Raw genomic sequence first — 18338 nt, forward strand, 5'->3', positions numbered from 1 at the left:
CGCGGACTTCACCCGTTGCACCTGTCACGAGGACGTGCGGTGCCGACGGGCCCTGCGGTGATGGCACCGGGACCGTGGTCACCCCCGTGACCCCATCGGAGACACCCGCGATGCCTCCCTCTTCCGCGCAGCCCGGCAAGGCCGCGACGGCCACCAAACCTCGGCGCAGTCGTGGCGAGGGCCAATGGGCCCTCGGCTACCGTGAGCCGCTGAACAAGAACGAGGAGAACAAGAAGAACGACGACGGGCTCAACGTCCGCGATCGGATCGTCAACGTCTACGCCAAGGGCGGGTTCGACTCGATCGACCCCGCCGACCTTCGAGGGCGTTTCCGCTGGTTCGGTCTCTACACCCAGCGGGCCCCGGGCATCGACGGCGGCAAGACCGCCGTACTGGAACCCGAGGAGCTCGACGACCGCTACTTCATGCTGCGTGTGCGCATCGACGGTGGGCAGCTGAGCGTGGCCCAACTGCGCGCGATCGCGGAGATCTCCCGCGACTATGGCCGTGACACCGCCGACGTCACCGACCGCCAGAACGTCCAGTACCACTGGATCCGGATCGAGGACGTGCCCGCGATCTGGGAGAAGCTGGAGTCGGTGGGGCTGTCCACCACCGAGGCCTGTGGTGACACCCCGCGTGTGATCATGGGCTGCCCGGTGTCCGGGGTGGCCGAGGAAGAGGTCCTGGACCCCAGCGAGCAGATCCGGCAGATCTACGACGAGCACATCGGCAGCCCGGAGTTCTCGAACCTGCCCCGCAAGTTCAAGACCTCCCTCTCGGGTTGCACCGTGCACTGCGTCAACCACGAGATCAACGACGTGGCGTTCGTGGGTGTGCGCAACGAGGCGGGCGAGGCGGGCTACGACCTCTTCGTCGGCGGTGGCCTGGCCACCAACCCGATGTTCGCCAAGCGCCTGGGCGCGTTCGTGCGTCCCGACCAGGTCAGCGAGGTCTGGGCGGGTGTGGCCGGGATCTTCCGCGACTACGGTTACCGCCGGCTGCGCACCCGCGCTCGGATCAAGTTCCTGATCAAGGACTGGGGCGCCGAGAAATTCCGCGAGGTGCTGGAGAACGAGTACCTCGGTCACAAGCTCCCCAACGGCCCCGAGCCGGTCCTGGACCCGGGCGTGCGCCGTGACCACGTGGGTGTGCACCGCCAGAACGACGGCCGGTTCTACGTGGGCTTCGCCCCGAAGGTGGGCCGGGTGTCGGGCACCTCGCTGCTGCGGGTGGCCGAGATCGCCGAGGAGCACGGTTCGGACCGCGTGCGCACCACACCCGACCAGAAGCTGATCATCCTCGACGTCGAGGAGGAACGCATCGCCTCGATCAGCGCCTCCCTGAAATCCGAGGGCTACGAGGTCGACCCGAGCGTGTTCCGTCGCCAGACGATGGCCTGCACCGGCATCCAGTTCTGCAAGTTGGCGATCGTGGAGACCAAGGACCGCGCCTCCACTCTGATCGACGAACTCGAAAAGCGCCTGCCGGACTTCGAGGACCCGATCAGCATCAACGTCAACGGCTGCCCGAACTCGTGCGCGCGCGTCCAGGTCGCCGACATCGGTCTCAAGGGCCAGTTGATGCTGAACGAGCGCGGCGAGCAGGTGGAGGGCTACCAGATCCACCTGGGCGGCGGTATGGGCCTCACCCAGGCCTTCGGCAAGAAGATCCGCGGTTTGAAGAGCACCGCGGACGACCTGCCGGACTACGTCGAGCGGGTGTTGCGACGCTTCCAGGCACAGCGGGTGGACGGCGAGAACTTCGCGGCGTGGGCGGCCCGCGCCGACGACGCCGACCTCAAGTGACGCCGTCCCGGTAACGAACGTACGGGCTCGACGAGCCCCGCCCGGCCCCGATTCCCCAGGGGGCCGGGCCCGATCCGAAGGAGGAGGTGCGCCGTGTCCGAGAGGGCCGCACCCTACTACTGCCCCTACTGCGGTGACGAGGACCTGGTGCCCGAGGAGGGCGCCGCCGTCAAGGGCGAGGGCTACCCCTGGGCCTGCCTGTCCTGCGCCCGGGTGTTCCGGGTCAAGTACGTGGGTCTGCGCTCCGCGTCGTTCTCGCCGGGCGGCGTCCCCTCCAGACCGACGGAAGGGAACGAATGAACGCCACCATCACCGAGGGTCCCGAACTGGCCGAGCGCGCCGCGCGTGAGCTGGAGGAGGCCACCGCCCAGGAGATCATCTCCTGGGCCGGTGAGGCCTTCGGCGACCGTCTGTGCATGACCTCCTCGATGGCCGACGCCCTCATGGTCGACCTCGCCGCCAAGACGCTGCCGGGGATCGACGTGATCTTCCTCGACACCGGCTACCACTTCGCCGAGACCATCGGCACCCGTGACGCGGTGGAGTCCATCTACGACATCAACCTCATCACCGTGGAGCCGAAGCGGACCGTCGCCGGGCAGGACCTGGTTCTGGGTCCGCGGTTGCACAACCGCGACCCCGGTATCTGCTGCCACCTGCGCAAGGTGGAACCCCTACAGCGGGCGCTGGAGCCCTACTCGGCGTGGTTGACCGGTCTGCGCCGGGAGGACTCGGTGACCCGCCGCGGCACCCCCGTCGTGCAGTGGGACAAGCGTCGAAGGATGACCAAGGTCAACCCGATCGCACGATGGACCCAGGAGGAGGTGGACGCCTACATGGGTGAACACGGTGTGCTGGTGAATCCGCTCCAGTACGACGGCTACCCCTCGATCGGCTGCGAGCCGTGCACCCGTCGGGTCGCCCCGGGCGAGGACCCCCGCAGCGGGCGTTGGGCCGGCAGCGGCAAGACCGAGTGCGGAATCCACACATGAGCGGCGACGAGCGGGCCGAGCGAGGGGGCACGTCCATCCCCTTGCTCGCGGTGGCCCACGGGAGCCGGGACCCGAGATCGGCCGAGGCGGTCTCGGCACTGTTCCACCGGGTGCGCGCGCTGCGCCCGGAACTGGACGTTCGACTGTCCTACCTGGACCACGTGGCGCCCGGCGCCGAGGAAGCGTTGGACGAACTGGCCGCGGGCGGAGCCGGTGAGGTGGTGGTCCTGCCGACCCTGCTGACGGCGGCCTTCCACAGCAAGGTGGACCTGCCCGAGGTACTGGCCACGGCACGCGAGCGCAGTCCCTGGTTGCGGGTGTACCACGCCGACACCTTGGGGCCGCACCCGTCGCTGTCCTCGGCGGTGGAGCGGCGCTTGAACGAGGTGGGCGCGCGCGCCGATCCCGACACCGCGCTGGTGCTCTGTTCGGCCGGGTCCAGCGACGCGGAGGCCAACGCCGTGGTGGCACGGCTGGCCGAGGAACTGGCCGAGCGCGGCCCGTGGCGTGAGGTGGTGGCCGCCTACGCGTCGGCCGCCTCCCCCACACCCGATGAGGCGGTCACGGCGGCGCGGGAACGCGGGGCCGGGCGGGTGGCGGTGGCCACCTACCTGTTGGCGCCGGGGTTCTTCGCCGACCGGATCCATGATCGGTCGATGGCGGCGGGGGCGGCCGTGGTCTCCCCCGCCCTGGGCGACTCTCCCGAGCTCGCCCGGATCGTGTTGGAACGCTACGACGCCACGGTGACCGCCCGTCACGCGGTGGTCTGAGGCGAACCGAACACGAAGAGCGGGTGATCCCTCGGGGCCACCCGCTCTTGGTGTTCGGGGTCATCTCGCGGTGATCGCCGCGGTGACCAGGACCAACGCCGAGAACAGCAGGGCGCCGGGGGCTCCCACCACACCGGCGACACCGGCCGCCGCGGCCGGGATGGCCACCTGGCCCATCCGATTGCCCCAGATGCGCAGCGCCAGGGCCGCGCCACGGGCCCCTTCGGGGGCCAACGTGGCGACCTCGGCCATGGTGAGGGGTTGGCCCACACCGAGGAGGAATCCGCCCACCAGCAGGACCACCGCCAAGACGGCGAAACCGCTCGTGGGCAATGCCACCAGGGCCAGCGCGACGGCCGACACGGACGTGCTGGCGATGATGAGGGCCTTGCGGGACCAACGCCGCAGCATCCGCGGCAGGATCAGCCTGGAGAGCAGGGAGGAGCCCGCCCGCAGACTCAGCAGCACGCCGACGAGCATCGGGGAGATGCCGCGGGTCTCCGCGATGAGCGGCAGGTAGGCGGTGAGAAGGTCCACCGCCGTCAGCAACGCCAGGCTGGTGAGCAGCGCGGAGGGCATCCGGCGACGGCGCAGCAGGTCCCGGGTGGGCACCGGGGGCGCGGCCTTCTGCTCGGCGGTGCGTTGGATCGGTCGCAGGCGCGCCAGCGGCAGCAGTGGCAGCACGCCCAGGGACGCCACGACCCCGGCGACCACCAGGGCGGTGGAGGTGGCCGAGAGCAGGGCGGGGCCCGAGGCGTCGTCGAGGATGACGCCGGAGATCAGTGGCCCGGCGAGCTGGCCCAGGGACGCGGCGGCGGTGAACCAGCCGAAGTCGCGGTCCAGGTTCTCGGGACGCGAGTAGCGGGCGATGAGCGCCTGGGCCGCGACCATGCACAGCAGGTGGCCCACGCCCACGACGGTGCTCGCCAGCGCCAGCCCGAACAGGCCCCCGGAGACGGCGAGGGAGAACCCGCCCACGGACAGGATGAGCGCTCCCAGACCCGCGAGCCAGGTGATACGACCCGCACGGTCGGTGAAACGGCCCACGGAGACCGCCATGACCAGGGGCAACAGGGCGTAGGCGGCGGTGACCAACCCGACCTCGAAGGCGTCGCCGCCCACGGCGATGGTCCGATAGGAGATGAGCGGTCGGGCGAGGTTGAGCGCGGTGTGGGTGAGCATCACGCTACCCAGGAGGCCCAAGAGCCACCTCGCGCGTCCACGGGTTTCCTCGCTGGTCATGTTCCCCTTTTCGCTCCGTGACCATAGCGGCGGCACGGGAGTCGTCCCATCAGGGGATCACTGCTCGCATAGGACGCCGATCGGCGTCCGGCATCATATCGGGAGCCCGGGGTCGCCGCCGTCACCGGGTCGGTGTCCCACGAGTGGCCCCGGCCGCCGTCTCCCCTGTCCGCCTCGATAGATTCGACGTGTCGACGCCGACCCGAAGGGGGAGTCACGAAATGTCCGAGAGCATGCGAGACCTGTTGCGCGGGTTGACGGTGTTCGCCGGTCCCCTGGCGTCCTTCGATCCGCAGACCGCGCCGGCGGACCCGCTGGAGCTGTTCCGGGACTGGTTCGCCGGCGCGGTGGCCGCCGGGGTCGCCGAACCGCACGCGATGACGGTGGCCACCGTCGACGCCGACGGGGCACCCTCCGCCCGGGTCCTCATCCTGAAGGACCTCACCGAGCGGGGATGGTGGTTCGCCACGACCACGACCTCCGCCAAGGGGCGTGACCTGGCCCAGAACCCGAACGTGGCCCTGCTGTTCTTCTGGGGCCCGCAGGGACGCCAGGTGCGGATCCGGGGCCGGGCCGAACTCGCCGACGCCCAGGCCCGAGCGGCCGACTTCCGCGATCGGCCGTTGGAGGGGCGGGTGGCCGGGCTGCACGGTCGCCAGAGCGAATCCCTGAGTGAGACGGCGGAGATCCACCGCGAGGCCGAGCGGAGCCGCGCCCGGTTGGTGGCCGACCCCGACCTGGCTCCCGACGACTGGGGCCTGTACCTGGTGCGGCCGTGGGAGGTGGAGTTCTGGCAGGGCGACCCGGACCGCAGACACACCCGACTGCGCTACGAACGCGAGGGCACGGAGTGGCGTCGCGGGCTGTTGTGGCCCTGACCCGAAGGAGACCGAACGAGATTCTGTTCGAGGTCGGCGTGCGGATATGATGCGGCTCACCCACTCGCCGCCCTCGGACCAGGAACGGAGCCGGCATGTCCGCCACACACGAGGTGTTCAACCAGGCCACACCGCTCGGCGACCACGACGCCGCCGACGACCCCGCGCTCTTGGACGGTCTGCGCCGCGAGGGCGCGGGCTGGGCCGAGGCCGAAGTGCGAGAGGTCGGCTCGGCCGCGGGTTCGGAGCGCGTCCGCGCCTGGGGCGAGTCCGCCAACACCTACACCCCCGTGCTGCGCACCCATGACCGTTACGGCCACCGGGTGGACGAGATCGATTACCAGCCCGCCTACCACGTCCTGATGGACCAGGCGGTGGAACACGGCATGCACGCCGCACCGTGGGCGGACGATCGCGCGGGCGCGCACGTGGCCCGCGCCGCCAAGTTCTTCCTGTGGTCCCAGGCCGAGAGCGGGCACGGGTGTCCCATCTCGATGACCTACGCGGCGGTGCCGGCGCTACGCCACTCCCCCGAGTTGGCCGCCCGGTACGAGCCGCTGCTCACCGCCCGTTCCTACGATTTCGGGCTGCGTCCGCCGCTGGGCAAGAGCGGCCTGATCGCGGGCATGTCCATGACCGAGAAGCAGGGCGGTTCGGACGTGCGCGCCAACACCACGCGCGCGGTCGCCACCTCCGAGGGCCATTACCTGCTCACCGGGCACAAGTGGTTCACCTCCGCGCCGATGAGCGACGTGTTCCTGACCTTGGCGCAGGCACCGGAGGGGCTGACCTGTTTCCTGGTACCGCGGGTACTGCCCGACGGAACCCGTAACAAGTTGTTCGTCCAACGGTTGAAGGACAAGCTGGGCAACCGGTCGAACGCCTCCGCGGAGCTTGAGTACGACGGCGCGGTCGCGCACCTGGTGGGCGAGCCGGGGCGGGGCGTGCGCACCATCATCGAGATGGTCAACGGCACCCGCCTGGACTGCGTGATCGGTTCGGCCTCGGGGATGCGCGCCGCGCTGGTGCAGGCGCTGCACCACGCCGAGACGCGCAGCGCGTTCGGTGAGCGGCTGGTCGACCAACCGCTGATGCGCAACGTGCTCGCCGACCTGGCGTTGGAATCGGAGGCGGCCACGGCCCTCATGATGCGTCTGGCGGGGGCCGCCGACCGCTCCGTGCGCGGCGACGAGGGCGAGACCGCGTTCCGTCGGCTCGGTGTGGCCGTGGGCAAGTTCTGGATCACCAAGCGCCAGCCCGCGCACGCCGCCGAGGCGCTGGAGTGCCTGGGCGGCAACGGGTACGTGGAGGAGTCGGGCATGCCCCGGCTGTTCCGGGACTCGCCCCTCAACTCCATCTGGGAGGGCTCGGGCAACGTGGCGGCGTTGGACGTGCTGCGCGCGATGGCCAGGTCTCCGGAGTCGGTGGAGGCCTTCCTCACCGAACTGCGCGCCGCCGCGGGCGCCGACGACCACTACGACACCGCCCTCAAGCGTTTGGAGCAGGCCCTGGGCGACGTGGACGAGATGCAGTATCGGGCGCGTTCCGTGGTCGAGCTGATGGCCCTGACCCTGCAGGCGTCGGTGTTGCTACGGCACGCGCCGACCCCGGTGGCCGAGGCGTTCACCGCCTCCCGACTCGGCGGCGGGTGGGGGCACGTGTTCGGAACCCTGCCCCGTGGAGTGGACACCGGCCTGATCCTGGAAAGGGCCCGTCCACGTCGGTGAAATATTCACCATCGGTATTTTATCGAACGACCTCGCAAATCCGACACAAATCACCATAAGAAGACTCGCGAAACAGGCCGGCGCAGGAACGTCGGTCTGTTTCGGCATACTTTTGCCGCCTTGGCGGAAGGAAGAAGGCGCAACGCCAAAGCGCCCTTCCGGGCCCCGAACACAAGAGACTGACGACGCCTATGGTGGAAGTCTGGCCAGGTAGTTCCTATCCGCTCGGTGCGACCTACGATGGTTCCGGCACCAATTTCTCGCTCTTCTCAGAAGCGGCCGAACAGGTGGAACTGTGCCTGTTCGATGACGAGGGGGTGGAAACACGCATACCCCTGACCGAATACGACGGCTTCGTCTGGCACGGGTACCTTCCCGGGGTGGGCCCGGGCCAACAGTACGGATACCGGGTCCATGGACCCTACGCACCCGAACAGGGCCTGCGCTGCAACCCGAACAAACTGCTCACCGACCCCTACGCCAAGGCGCTCAACGGCGAGCTCACCTGGCATGAGTCGTTGTTCAGCTACCACTTCGCCTCCCCAGACCGAAAGAACACCGCCGACAGCGCTCCCTACGTGCCCAAGTGCGTGGTGGTCAGCCCGTTCTTCGACTGGGGCAACGAGTCTCGTCCGCGCACCCCGTACCACCAGACGGTGATCTACGAGGCCCACGTGCGCGGCCTGACGATGCGCCACCCGGGCATCCCCGAACACCAGAGAGGCACCTACTCGGGGCTGGGACACCCGGCGATGATCGACTACCTCACCTCCCTGGGGGTGACCGCGGTCGAGCTCATGCCGGTGCACCACTTCGTCCCCGAACACGCCATGGTGGCGCGCGGTCTGACCAACTACTGGGGCTACAACACGTTGGCGTTCCTGGCCCCGCACAGCGGGTACGCGGCCCGCGGATCCCGCGGACAGCAGGTCCAGGAGTTCAAGGCGATGGTGAAGTCGCTGCACGAGGCGGGCATCGAGGTACTGCTCGACGTGGTCTACAACCACACCGCCGAGGGCGACCACATGGGTCCCACCCTTTCCTGGCGGGGCATCGACAACCTGGGCTACTACCGGGTGGTGGACGAGGACCAGCGCTACTACCTCGACTACACGGGCTGTGGCAACAGCCTCAACGTGCGGTACCCGCACTCGCTCCAGCTCATCATGGACTCGCTGCGCTACTGGGTCCTGGAGATGCACGTGGACGGGTTCCGCTTCGACCTGGCCTCGGCACTGGCCCGGGAGTTCCACGACGTCGACCGGCTGAGCACGTTCTTCGACATAGTCCAACAGGATCCGGTGATCTCCCAGGTCAAGCTGATCGCCGAACCCTGGGACGTGGGCCCTGGCGGCTATCAGGTGGGCAACTTCCCACCACTGTGGACCGAGTGGAACGGCAAGTACCGGGACACGGTGCGCGACTTCTGGCGGGGTGAACCGGTCAAGGGCGAGCTGGCCTCCCGGTTGGCCGGGTCCAGCGACCTGTACCAGGACGACGGGCGCCGCCCCGTGGCCTCGATCAACTTCATCACCTGCCACGACGGCTTCACCATGGCCGACCTGGTCTCCTACGACCACAAGCACAACGAGGCCAACGGCGAGGGGAACCGGGACGGTACCAACGACAACCGTTCCTGGAACCACGGGGTGGAGGGGCCCACCGAGGACCCGGCCATCCTCACCCTGCGCCGCAGGCAGGTCCGCAACTACCTCGCCACCCTGTACCTGTCCCAGGGCGTGGTGATGCTCTCGCACGGCGACGAGGTGGGACGCACCCAGGGTGGCAACAACAACGCCTACTGCCAGGACAACGAGATCTCCTGGATCGACTGGGAGGGCGCGGGGCCGGCCGGGGAGTACCCGGAGAACGACCTGCTGGACTACGTGCGCGAGCTGGCCCGGCTGCGCAGGGAGCACCCGGTGTTCCGCCGCCGCAGGTTCTTCCGCGGCAGCCCGGTGGAGGGCGGTCTCCCCGGTGAGGGGTCCGGCGAGGACGGGCTGCCCGACATCTCGTGGCTGCGCCGGGACGGGTCTGCCATGGAGGGCAACGACTGGAACAGCGGCGACCGTGCCCTCGGCGTGTTCCTCAACGGGGACGCCATCACCGAGCCCGACCCGCGGGGGCGCACGATCCGGGACCGCTCGTTCGTACTGCTGCTCAACAGCGGACCGGACGCGGTGGAGTTCAAACTGCCCGGGACCGAGTACGGCATGGCGTGGGAGACGGTCCTGGACACCGCCGAACCGGACGTGGGAGGGCGTCCGTTCGTTACCGCGGGTTGCCCGGTGCGGGTGATCGACCGCGCCCTGATGCTGCTGCGGCGCGTCTCGCCCCACCACGGCTGAGGTACGGCCGGCCCCTCTCGGCAGCGCCCGCACGCGTGCCGGGAGGGGCCCGGCCCTCGGAGTGTGCCGGCGCCCCGAGAAGTCGGGAACGGGTTGGGGAGACACATCGGCGCCCACGGTGTGACGGCTCGTTCCTCGCGACCCCACCCCGGCGCCTCCCCCGCCACCTCCCCGGGTTTTTCGGAGAATCAGGACCTGACGGCGCCCGAAGGGTGACCCCCTGGTCGACGGAATAGAACCTAGCCTGGTGGTCATGTCGAACACTCACGCCGCGGGAAGCTCCGCGCCCGCACGGCTCCGCGAACTCCTCCCCGACCCCGAGCGCACGGACGTGCGACCGGAAGAGGCCTACACCTACCCCACCGCTCTGACCCGGCCCTGGGTACGCGCCAACATGGTCGCCAGCGCCGACGGTGGTGCCGTAGGACCATCAGGGCGCAGCCGCGACATGTCCTCGGAACCGGACCGCAGGGTGATGGCGGTCCTGCGGGGTCTGTGCGACGTCATCGTGGTGGGCGCCTCGACCGCCCGGCACGAGGGGTACAGGCCGGTGCGTCCGCGCGAGGTCTGGGCGGAGCTGCGCGAGGGCCGGCCCGCGACACCCCGGATCGCCGTGGTCTCACGGACCCTGGAGTTCGACGACGCACTGCTCACCACGGCTCCCGACGACGCCCGCACCCTGGTGTTCACCGTCGAGAACAGCCCCGCCGACCGGCGAGCGTTCGTGGCGAAGCACGCCGACCTGGTGGTGGTCGACGAATACTCCGTGCGGCCATGGCACATCCTCGACGCCTTGTCCGAGAGAGGCCTGTACCGGGTGTTGACGGAGGGGGGTCCACACCTGTTGGCGGAGTTCGTGGCGGCGGACCTGCTCGACGAACTGTGCCTGACGGTGAGTCCGCACCTCCTGGGCGTGGGGTCGCCCCGGATCGTGGCGGGAGGGCCACCGGTCCCGGGCGTTCCGGGCGTGGGCACGAAACAGACCACCCCGCTGCGGCTGGCCCACCTGTGGGAGGCGCAGGGAAACCTGTTCACCCGTTACCTGAGGGATTGAGGGGGTTCCCCGCAGGGGCCGCCATAACCGCTGTGTTTCGGTCACCCCACAATGACGCATGAACCATCCCGCAACCGGACATACCCGTGGTGTGCCATCCACTGAAAACGTTGTGACCGGACACACCGCATCAACGGGGCTCACCGGTGTGGTCCCCTGGGCGAGAGGATGAACGTAGTGCCGACGGCCGCAAACGGATCACCTCCGGTCTACCGGGAGATAGCCGAGGAACTTCGAGCACGGATCCGCTCCGGACGGTACGCCGACGGCGACCGCCTTCCCGGGGAGAACACCCTGATGGAGCGTCACGGGGTCGCCAGGGCGACCGCGCGTCAGGCGCTCTCCGTACTGATCAACGAGGGCCTGGCCGTGGCCGTCCGCGGCTCGGGCATCTACGTCCGTCTGTTCCGTCCCCTGCGAAGACACGGCGCCCGGCGTCTGTCCAAGGAATTGTGGGGCGGCGGGCGGGCCATCTGGCAGACCGACAGTGAAACCCGCGGCTACGAGGTGGAGGGCCTCGTGATCGAGGAGGTGATACCCCAAGGGCACGTCCTACGCGTCCTCGACCTACCGGAGGGGTCCACGGTGTTACGTCGTTCCCGGCGCTACCTCGTGGACGGTAGACCGGTGCAGAGCGCCGTGTCCCACTTGTCTCCGCGCTCTTGGGAGGGGCAGGAGACCTCCGACTCCGCGCGACGCCTACACGCCCACGACAGCGGGCCCGGCGGAATCTACGCCCGATTGACCGACCTCGGGAGCGGACCGGCCCACTTCACCGAAGAGATCCGGGTCCGCATGCCCACCCCCGAGGAGACCGTCGAACTGGAACTGTTCCCCGGTACCCCCGTGATGGAGGTCGCGCGCACCGCGCTGACCGCCGACCACCGTCCGGTGGAGTTCAACGAGATCACCATGGACGGTTCCGCGTACGTGCTCCAGTACGACTTCGACGCCTGACAGTCCCCGCGCACCCCCGCGACGTCCCGACCCCCGGCGCCGCCCCCCGAACGTGCTGGAGGGGCCTCGCCACGAGGCCCCTCCATCATCGTCTCCACCCGTTGGTTTTCCGTCTTCCTCGTGCCTCTAGCGTCGGCGACGCTGTCGTCTGGAGGCGAAGACCAGGTACGCCAGCGGTAGGAACACCAGTCCCACCGCCAAGGCCCCCGCCGCGGCGAACAGCATGGCGTCGGACGAGGTCATCGCCCACTGCGCCATTCCCGCTCCCAGGAGGACCGCCATCGCCACCGCGGCGACGGAGATCGCGCCGAAGAGCCAGATCAGCCCTCGGTCGCTCCAGGGTTCGGGGCGCGCGTGGTCGATCCCCGCCAGCGTGGCGCGGACACTGAGCTCGGCGGCCCAGCGCAGTTCCCGTCCCGCGGTGGCCGTACCGTCGGTGACGGCTCGGGCTCGCGTGCGGGCCCCCGTCGTCACCTGGTCCAGCCACCACAGTCCGTATCGAACCCTTCCAACGCGCAGTGGTCGCCGACTGACTCCGAGTGCCTGTTGAGCTGTAACAGCCATGCCACCTGCCTCAGTACACCTCGACCACTGACCCCTGCCTGAGCCCGTACCCACCGAGATCACCACCGAACGTCGCGAAGGGGTGAAGATAGGTGCATGTAGCCCCTAAGGATGATTTACCTACCTCCAGGGCGATCGTCCGATTCCGACCTATTCGGCCTCCGGTCTGCATCGTGGCCCGATTCCGGGTAGCGTCATCACCATGGCTGACGCATCGGACCAGGCACCGCGTTCCAACGACGGAGCCGCACAGGACCTGCCCACGACCGAACAGGAGTGGCGCGAGCGCCTGGACCCCATGGAGTACGCGGTACTCCGTGAGGCCGGCACCGAGCGCCCCTGGACCGGCGCCTACGTCGACACCAAGACCACGGGCGTCTACCGTTGCCGGGGATGCGGGACCGAACTGTTCCGCTCGGACGAGAAGTTCGACTCCCACTGCGGGTGGCCGAGCTTCTTCGACCCGGCCGACTCCGAAGCCGTGACCCTGCACGACGACGTCTCCCTCGGCATGGTCCGCACCGAGGTACGGTGCGCCACCTGCCGCTCCCACCTGGGTCACGTCTTCCGCGGCGAGGGCTACGACACCCCCACCGACGCCAGGTACTGCATCAACTCCGTCGCGCTTTCCCTCGAACCCACGGAGTAGGCTTACCTTTTCGGTTCGCCGGGTATCCCGTGGCCATGGCCACGGCGGGTCCCCGTACCTGCACCGATTCCCACCCCCGTGGGATCGGGGATAATCTCACCAACGCACCGACGATCGACCCCTGGTCGAACGGAAACCGCGCGCGGCGGGGATACCCCTCCCGGTGACCGCGCACCGCCCCGCCACCCGTACGGGGCCCGCTCCTCAAAGCGGTGGCCGATGTGCCGGCGAACAGACCGACCCGTGACGAAAGCGCCCCATGACCGACGACTCACCTTCCTCCTCCGTCTCCCCCCGGCCACCGGCCCGACCTCGTATGGGCATGGCCCAGGGATCGGCCCCCTGGTTGGTACCGGCGTTGGGCGCCGCCGGCGCCGCGGCCCTGGCCGCGCGAGGTTCCAGGGCACGCACCCTGGCCGCCGTACCCGTGATCGCGCTCGCGGCGGGGATGACCTGGTTCTTCCGCGACCCGGAGCGCGGCCCGGCCACCGGGCGTGTGCTGTCCGCGGCCGACGGGGTCGTCCAGAGCATCGATCCACGATCCGACGGAAGTACCCGGGTCGCGGTCTTCATGAACCCCCTCAACGTGCACGTCAACCGTGCCCCCCTCGCCGGTGTCGTGACCGGTGTCGAGCACCGCCCCGGGGGATTCCGTCCCGCCTTCGACAAGGACAGCGAGCGTAATGAACGCGTCATCTGGACCCTTGAAACCGAGATCGGTGAGATCACGGTCGTCCAAATCGCCGGCGCGATGGTCAGGCGTATCATCCCGTATCTCGCTGCGGGGCAGAAGGTCGAACAAGGCGAGAGGATCGGTCTCATCCGGTTCGGGTCACGCGTCGACGTCTACCTTCCGCGCGGGGTCGCCCCGGCGGTGGAGATCGGCCAGAAGGTCCGCGCCGGGGAAACCCGTCTTGACGCCGGCTGACACCACCGGTGCCTCCGATAGCGGTGAGGTCACCGAGGAGGCGCCCAGGCTCCGCCTGGGCATCGCCGACTACCTGACCTTGGGCAACGCCCTGTGCGGTTTCCTGGCGGTGTGGGCCCTGGCCGGCGCTCAGAGCGCCCACATGGCCGCCGGGACGGTCGGCCCGCTGCCCAAGGCGGCGTTGGCCACCGCGGTGGGCCTGATGATGGTGGCGGCCTTCCTGGACGTGCTCGACGGCCGCGTCGCCCGCAAGTGGGGCGGCAGTGGCATGGGCGCCGAGTTGGACAACCTCGCGGACGTGATCAGCTTCGGTGTCGCGCCGGCGTTCTTCTTCCTGGTGTGGAGCACCACCGCCACCGAGGGGGCCATGTGGCCCGTGGTCGGCGCGAGCGCCCTGCTGCTCGCGGTGATCGTGCGGCTGGCCCGCTTCTCCTGCCAGTCCCCCGGGGCCGACTACTTCACCGGTCTGCCCTGCCCGTTCGGGGCGATGGCCGTGGTGACCATCGTCCTACTGGACCCGCCGGTCCTCGTCGGCATGGCCGCGGCGCTGCTGGTGGCCTGGCTGATGGTGAGCCGTATGGAGTACCCCAAGCCCAAGGGCCGCAAGGCCTACGCGGTGCTGGGGATGCTCGCCGGCGGTGTGCTCCTCATCATCGCCTGGGGACTCGGCATGCCCGCCGGTGACGTGCTCATCTACCTGGCGAGCGCCATGGTGCTGATCTTCATCGTCACCGTCCCGTTCTACGTGATCGCCACGCGGCGGAGCGCCATCACGCCCCGGCGAGAGGCCGCCCCCATCGAGTAGGTCCCCTCGCTCTGGCCGGTGAACGAGGGGAGGGACCCCGCGCTCCATCGGAGCGCGGGGTCCCTCCCCTCGCACGCGGGCCCTGGGCCGGTTACGGCAGGGAGGCGACCAGCTCGGCCGCGCTCTTGCGACGGCCGCTGTAGAAGGGGATCTCCTCACGGGTGTGCAGGCGGGCCTTGGCGCCGCGCAGGGTGCGCATCAGGTCCACGATGCGGTGCATCTCGTCGGCCTCGAACGCGAGCAGCCACTCGTAGTCGTTGAGGCCGAACGAGGAGACCGTGTTGGCCCGCACGTCCGGGTACGGAGCGGCCATCCGGCCGTGCTCGGCGAGCATGGCGCGACGCTCCTCGTCGGGCAGCAGGTACCACTCGTAGGAGCGCACGAACGGGTAGACGCAGATGTTGTCGCGCGGCTCCTCGCCGGCCATGAAGGCCGGCACGTGACCACGGTTGAACTCGGCGGGGCGGTGCAGGCCCATGACCGACCACACCGGGGTGGAGGCGCGACCGATCCGGGTGCGTCGGAAGTCGGAGTAGATGTCCTGCGCCTGGTCGGAGCTGTCGGCGATCCACCAGAACATGATGTCGGCGTCGGCGCGGTAGCCCTGCACGTCATAGCTGCCACGCGTGGTGACGTCCTGTTCGGCCGCCTTGTCGAGGAGCGCCTGGAGCTCCTCCGCGGCGGCGGCGCGGTCCACGCCCTCCAGGCTGTCGACCTTGAAGACCGACCACATGGTGTAGCGGATGATCTGGTTGAGGTCGGTCCCGTCCTGCGTGATCGACTCGTTCTGCCGGCCTGTCACGGGTTGACTCCTTGCTCGTTCGTTCCCTCGGCGCTTTCGGCGCCTGGGCTGGTGTGGCTGTGGTCGATGAGCGTGTCGGCCAGACGCGCGGCCTCGCGACCGGCGTCGGCGACACAAGCGGGGATGCCCACTCCCCCGTAGGCGGCTCCGCACACGCCGAGCCCCTCGTTGGCCCGCACGTTCGCGCGGATCCGCTCCACCCGGCCGGCGTGGCCGACCCCGTACTGCGGCAGCCCGTCGGTCCAGCGGGTCACCCGGGTCTCGACGGGCGCGCCGGTCCGTCCGCTCACCTTCGTCAGGTCGGCGAGGGCGGCGGCGGCCAGTTCCTCGTCGGAGCGGTCCAGGACGTTCGCCTCGCGGAAACGTCCGATGGAGCACCGCAGAACGACCAGGTCCGCACCCGGATCGACCCTATCCAGCTCCTGGGCGATCCAGGGCCACTTGTTGCTGGAGAAGGTCGCGGCCTTGATGGTCGTCCCCTCTCCGGCGGGAACCAGGAAGCCGGTGCCGGTAAGGGGCTCGGGGAAGGCGGAGGCGGGCAGGGCGAAGGTCACCAGGGCCATGCTCGCGTAGTCGACGCCACGCAGCTCGCGGGCGGCGGTGGGCGCGGTGTCGGTGAGGAGTCGGGACGCCTCGGCGGCGGGGCAGGCCAGCAGCACCGCGTCACAGGCGAGCTCCTCGACCCCCTGGGCGCCTTCCAGTCGCACGCTCCAGCCCCGCGGGGTGCGCTTGAGGGCCTGGGCCCGGGTGCCGGTGCGCAGGTCCTTCTGTCGGGCGGCCAGGGCGTCCACGACCGAGGCGACCCCGCCGCGCAGGGAGGCGAAGACCGGGCCGGCCTTGGTGGGCGCCGTACCCCGCCCCTGGAGACTGCGGTGCACCGCGCGCATCAGCGAACGGTCCGATCGGGCCATCGGGGCGATCTGCGGCAGGGTGGAATCGAGGGAGAGTTCCTCGGCCCGTCCCGCGTACACACCGCCGAGCAGGGGTTCGACCAGTCTTTCCACCACCTGACGCCCCATCCGGGTGCCCACGTAGGTCGCCACCGGCACGTCCGAACGCACCGGGGTGCTCGGCCAGACCAGGTCCAGCGCGGCCCGCGCGGTCCCGGCCGGGGACAGCACCCCGCTGCGGGCCAGGGCACGAAGATCACCCGGCACGCCCATGAGCTGGCCCTTGGGCAGGGAGCGGACGCGCCCACGGCTGTAGACGGCGGCCGATCCGGGTCCCGGGTGGACGATCCGATCGTCCAGTCCGAGTTCGCGGAACAGTTCCACCGCCTCGGGTCTGCGGGCGAGCACCGCCTCGGCGCCGGCGTCGACGGACACCCCGGCCACCGGTGAGGCGCGCAGCTTGCCTCCCGGCACATCCGCGGCCTCCAGCACGGTGGTGGTGATCCCCCGGGCGTTGAGACGGTACGCGGCGGTCAGTCCGGAGACCCCGCCCCCGACCACGACGACATGCGGTGCTTCAGCCATGCCTCCAGCCTTCCAGATGCCGTGTGTCACAGCGCCTCGCCTCGCCCCTACGGGACCTCGGGCGCTCGGACGTGCCCCGACGACCCGTGACCGTGGGGCGTCCGACCCGTTGTCCTGCCGTTACCGGAAGGATAGAACGCGTCCGGGTCCCGCCCCGTCGAACGGGCATGGACACTTCAACGCCCGCGCGTGCGGGGCGCGTCGCCACGGTCATGACCTCCGCCGTCCTGGGTGCGCTGTTAATGACCTCCTGCGGCGCCACCTCGGAACAGGCGGACTTCGAGTCCTCCGGAGGTTCGGCGCCCGGGTCCCGGGACCTCACCGCACCCGAGAACGCCGACGCCGAGGCCCCCGAAGGAGCCGAGGGGGGCGAGCGAGGCGGTGAGGAGGCCGAGTCCGCCGACACGGTCGGCTCCGACGTGGAGATCGACGACCGACAACTCATCCACACCGCGCACATGACCGTGCGGGTACAGGACGTGGCCGAGGCCTCCCAGGACGCCAAGGAGCTGACCCGGGGGTTGGACGGCTACGTCGCCTCCGAAGAGCTGTCCACGCCCGCCGACGGCACCCCCGAGGGTTCACTGACCCTGCGCATCCCCACCGGGGAGTACGAGGGGGCGTTGACCGACCTGGCCGAACTCGGCGACCGCTCCGACATCGAACGGTCGGTGGAGGACGTCACCGAGGAGATCGCCGACGTCGAGAGCCGCATCGAGTCCTCCGAGACCGCGCTGGAGTCACTGCGCGGCTACCTGGAGGAGGCCGAGAACGTCGACGACCTGCTCCGGGTGGAGCGGGAGATCCAGGACCGGCAGGCGGACCTGGAGTCCTTCCAGGCCCGGTTGGAGTCGTTGCAGAACCAGACCTCGTACTCGACGGTGCACCTGTCGCTACGTCCGCCTTCCACCTATCTGGAGGAACGCTCCGGTGACGAGTCGATCGGCTTCCTGGGCGGGCTGGAGCGCGGCTGGCGAGCGCTGCTCTCGCTGGGCGAGGGCCTGGCCGTGATGGTGGGTTGGTTGCTGCCGTTCGCCCTGGTCGCCGTGGTGATCGGCGCCTGGCCGCTGTGGCGCCTGCGACGTCGTCGGCAGGAGAACCCGAAGCCGCGGGGCCGGGCCGGGGGCCGGTTCGGGCGGGTGCGTCCTCGCCGACGCCCGGCCATGGCGGCCACGCCCACCGGGACGACCTCGACGGTCGAGTCCCCAGGTGAGACCGACCCCGAGGACGCGGAGCGGGCCGACGACGCCTCGGGATCCGGTGACGAGGGTTCCGAGGGCAGGTCGGGCTCCTGACCCCGACCCACCCCGCACACGCCGACGCCCGGCTCCCATCACGG

At 69.9% G+C, this 18338-nt stretch carries 17 protein-coding genes; 13 read left to right on the forward strand and 4 right to left on the reverse strand.

Features of this window, described 5'->3' with window-relative positions; all coding sequences use genetic code 11:
• Nucleotides 1–110: 110 nt before the first annotated feature.
• The 4 genes from ACWGKS_RS17175 (at nt 111) to ACWGKS_RS17190 (ending at nt 3570) form a co-directional block, all read left to right on the forward strand.
• Nucleotides 111–1808 (forward strand): nitrite/sulfite reductase, encoded by a 1698-nt coding sequence (locus tag ACWGKS_RS17175; protein WP_358505708.1) that lies wholly within the window; start codon nt 111–113, stop codon nt 1806–1808.
• Nucleotides 1809–1901: 93 nt separating this feature from the next.
• A complete protein-coding gene (locus ACWGKS_RS17180; RefSeq protein ID WP_358505705.1) occupies nt 1902–2108 on the forward strand; it encodes a hypothetical protein in 207 nt (68 codons plus the stop codon).
• Nucleotides 2105–2800 (forward strand): phosphoadenylyl-sulfate reductase, encoded by a 696-nt coding sequence (locus ACWGKS_RS17185; protein WP_452455997.1) that lies wholly within the window; start codon nt 2105–2107, stop codon nt 2798–2800. The genes ACWGKS_RS17180 and ACWGKS_RS17185 overlap by 4 nt, the downstream gene beginning before the upstream one ends.
• Complete coding sequence (locus ACWGKS_RS17190) at nt 2797–3570, forward strand: sirohydrochlorin chelatase (RefSeq protein ID WP_358505699.1); 774 nt, start codon at nt 2797–2799, stop codon at nt 3568–3570. Before ACWGKS_RS17185 ends, ACWGKS_RS17190 begins: the two co-directional genes overlap by 4 nt.
• A gap of 60 nt (nt 3571–3630) precedes the next feature.
• On the opposite strand, the gene ACWGKS_RS17195 is transcribed toward ACWGKS_RS17190, so the two are convergent.
• The gene (locus ACWGKS_RS17195) at nt 3631–4812 is read right to left on the reverse strand and encodes an MFS transporter (RefSeq protein ID WP_358505697.1); all 1182 of its coding nucleotides are present in this window, start codon (nt 4810–4812) and stop codon (nt 3631–3633) included.
• 221 nt (nt 4813–5033) lie between these two features.
• Here ACWGKS_RS17195 and ACWGKS_RS17200 point away from each other — a divergent pair, with 221 nt between their 5' ends.
• The 5 genes from ACWGKS_RS17200 to ACWGKS_RS17220 all read left to right on the forward strand — a co-directional run bounded on the left by ACWGKS_RS17200 (nt 5034) and on the right by ACWGKS_RS17220 (nt 11776).
• Nucleotides 5034–5690: a pyridoxine/pyridoxamine 5'-phosphate oxidase gene (locus ACWGKS_RS17200; protein ID WP_358505694.1), complete on the forward strand. Its 657-nt coding sequence runs from the start codon at nt 5034–5036 to the stop codon at nt 5688–5690.
• A gap of 95 nt (nt 5691–5785) precedes the next feature.
• Nucleotides 5786–7417, forward strand: coding sequence for an acyl-CoA dehydrogenase family protein (locus ACWGKS_RS17205; RefSeq protein WP_452456001.1), 1632 nt, complete (start codon nt 5786–5788; stop codon nt 7415–7417).
• Nucleotides 7418–7608: 191 nt separating this feature from the next.
• Complete coding sequence (gene glgX / locus ACWGKS_RS17210; protein ID WP_358505688.1) at nt 7609–9765, forward strand: glycogen debranching protein GlgX; 2157 nt, start codon at nt 7609–7611, stop codon at nt 9763–9765.
• A gap of 253 nt (nt 9766–10018) precedes the next feature.
• A complete protein-coding gene (locus ACWGKS_RS17215; protein WP_358505685.1) occupies nt 10019–10819 on the forward strand; it encodes a dihydrofolate reductase family protein in 801 nt (266 codons plus the stop codon).
• 168 nt (nt 10820–10987) lie between these two features.
• Entirely contained in the window at nt 10988–11776 is a 789-nt protein-coding gene (locus tag ACWGKS_RS17220) for a GntR family transcriptional regulator (RefSeq protein ID WP_358505682.1), read from the forward strand.
• 126 nt (nt 11777–11902) lie between these two features.
• On the opposite strand, the gene ACWGKS_RS17225 is transcribed toward ACWGKS_RS17220, so the two are convergent.
• Nucleotides 11903–12340: a hypothetical protein gene (locus ACWGKS_RS17225; RefSeq protein WP_358505675.1), complete on the reverse strand. Its 438-nt coding sequence runs from the start codon at nt 12338–12340 to the stop codon at nt 11903–11905.
• A 202-nt stretch (nt 12341–12542) separates the two neighbouring features.
• On the opposite strand from ACWGKS_RS17225, the gene msrB reads away from it, so the two are divergent.
• The 3 genes from msrB (at nt 12543) to pssA (ending at nt 14722) form a co-directional block, all read left to right on the forward strand.
• Nucleotides 12543–12989 carry a peptide-methionine (R)-S-oxide reductase MsrB gene (gene msrB, locus ACWGKS_RS17230; RefSeq protein WP_067599785.1) on the forward strand — a complete coding sequence of 149 codons (447 nt, stop codon included), beginning with the start codon at nt 12543–12545 and terminating at the stop codon, nt 12987–12989.
• Between the two features lie 259 nt (nt 12990–13248).
• The gene (locus tag ACWGKS_RS17235; RefSeq protein ID WP_358505672.1) at nt 13249–13917 is read left to right on the forward strand and encodes a phosphatidylserine decarboxylase; all 669 of its coding nucleotides are present in this window, start codon (nt 13249–13251) and stop codon (nt 13915–13917) included.
• Complete coding sequence (pssA, locus tag ACWGKS_RS17240; RefSeq protein WP_358505669.1) at nt 13904–14722, forward strand: CDP-diacylglycerol--serine O-phosphatidyltransferase; 819 nt, start codon at nt 13904–13906, stop codon at nt 14720–14722. Before ACWGKS_RS17235 ends, pssA begins: the two co-directional genes overlap by 14 nt.
• A gap of 91 nt (nt 14723–14813) precedes the next feature.
• On the opposite strand, the gene hemQ is transcribed toward pssA, so the two are convergent.
• A complete protein-coding gene (gene hemQ, locus ACWGKS_RS17245) occupies nt 14814–15524 on the reverse strand; it encodes a hydrogen peroxide-dependent heme synthase (protein ID WP_358505666.1) in 711 nt (236 codons plus the stop codon).
• Complete coding sequence (gene hemG / locus ACWGKS_RS17250; RefSeq protein ID WP_358505663.1) at nt 15521–16999, reverse strand: protoporphyrinogen oxidase; 1479 nt, start codon at nt 16997–16999, stop codon at nt 15521–15523. The genes hemQ and hemG overlap by 4 nt, the downstream gene beginning before the upstream one ends.
• Before the next feature lie 167 nt (nt 17000–17166).
• Here hemG and ACWGKS_RS17255 point away from each other — a divergent pair, with 167 nt between their 5' ends.
• A complete protein-coding gene (locus tag ACWGKS_RS17255) occupies nt 17167–18294 on the forward strand; it encodes a DUF4349 domain-containing protein (RefSeq protein WP_358505660.1) in 1128 nt (375 codons plus the stop codon).
• Nucleotides 18295–18338: the final 44 nt, after the last annotated feature.

This window comes from Nocardiopsis sp. NPDC055879, assembly GCF_053615935.1.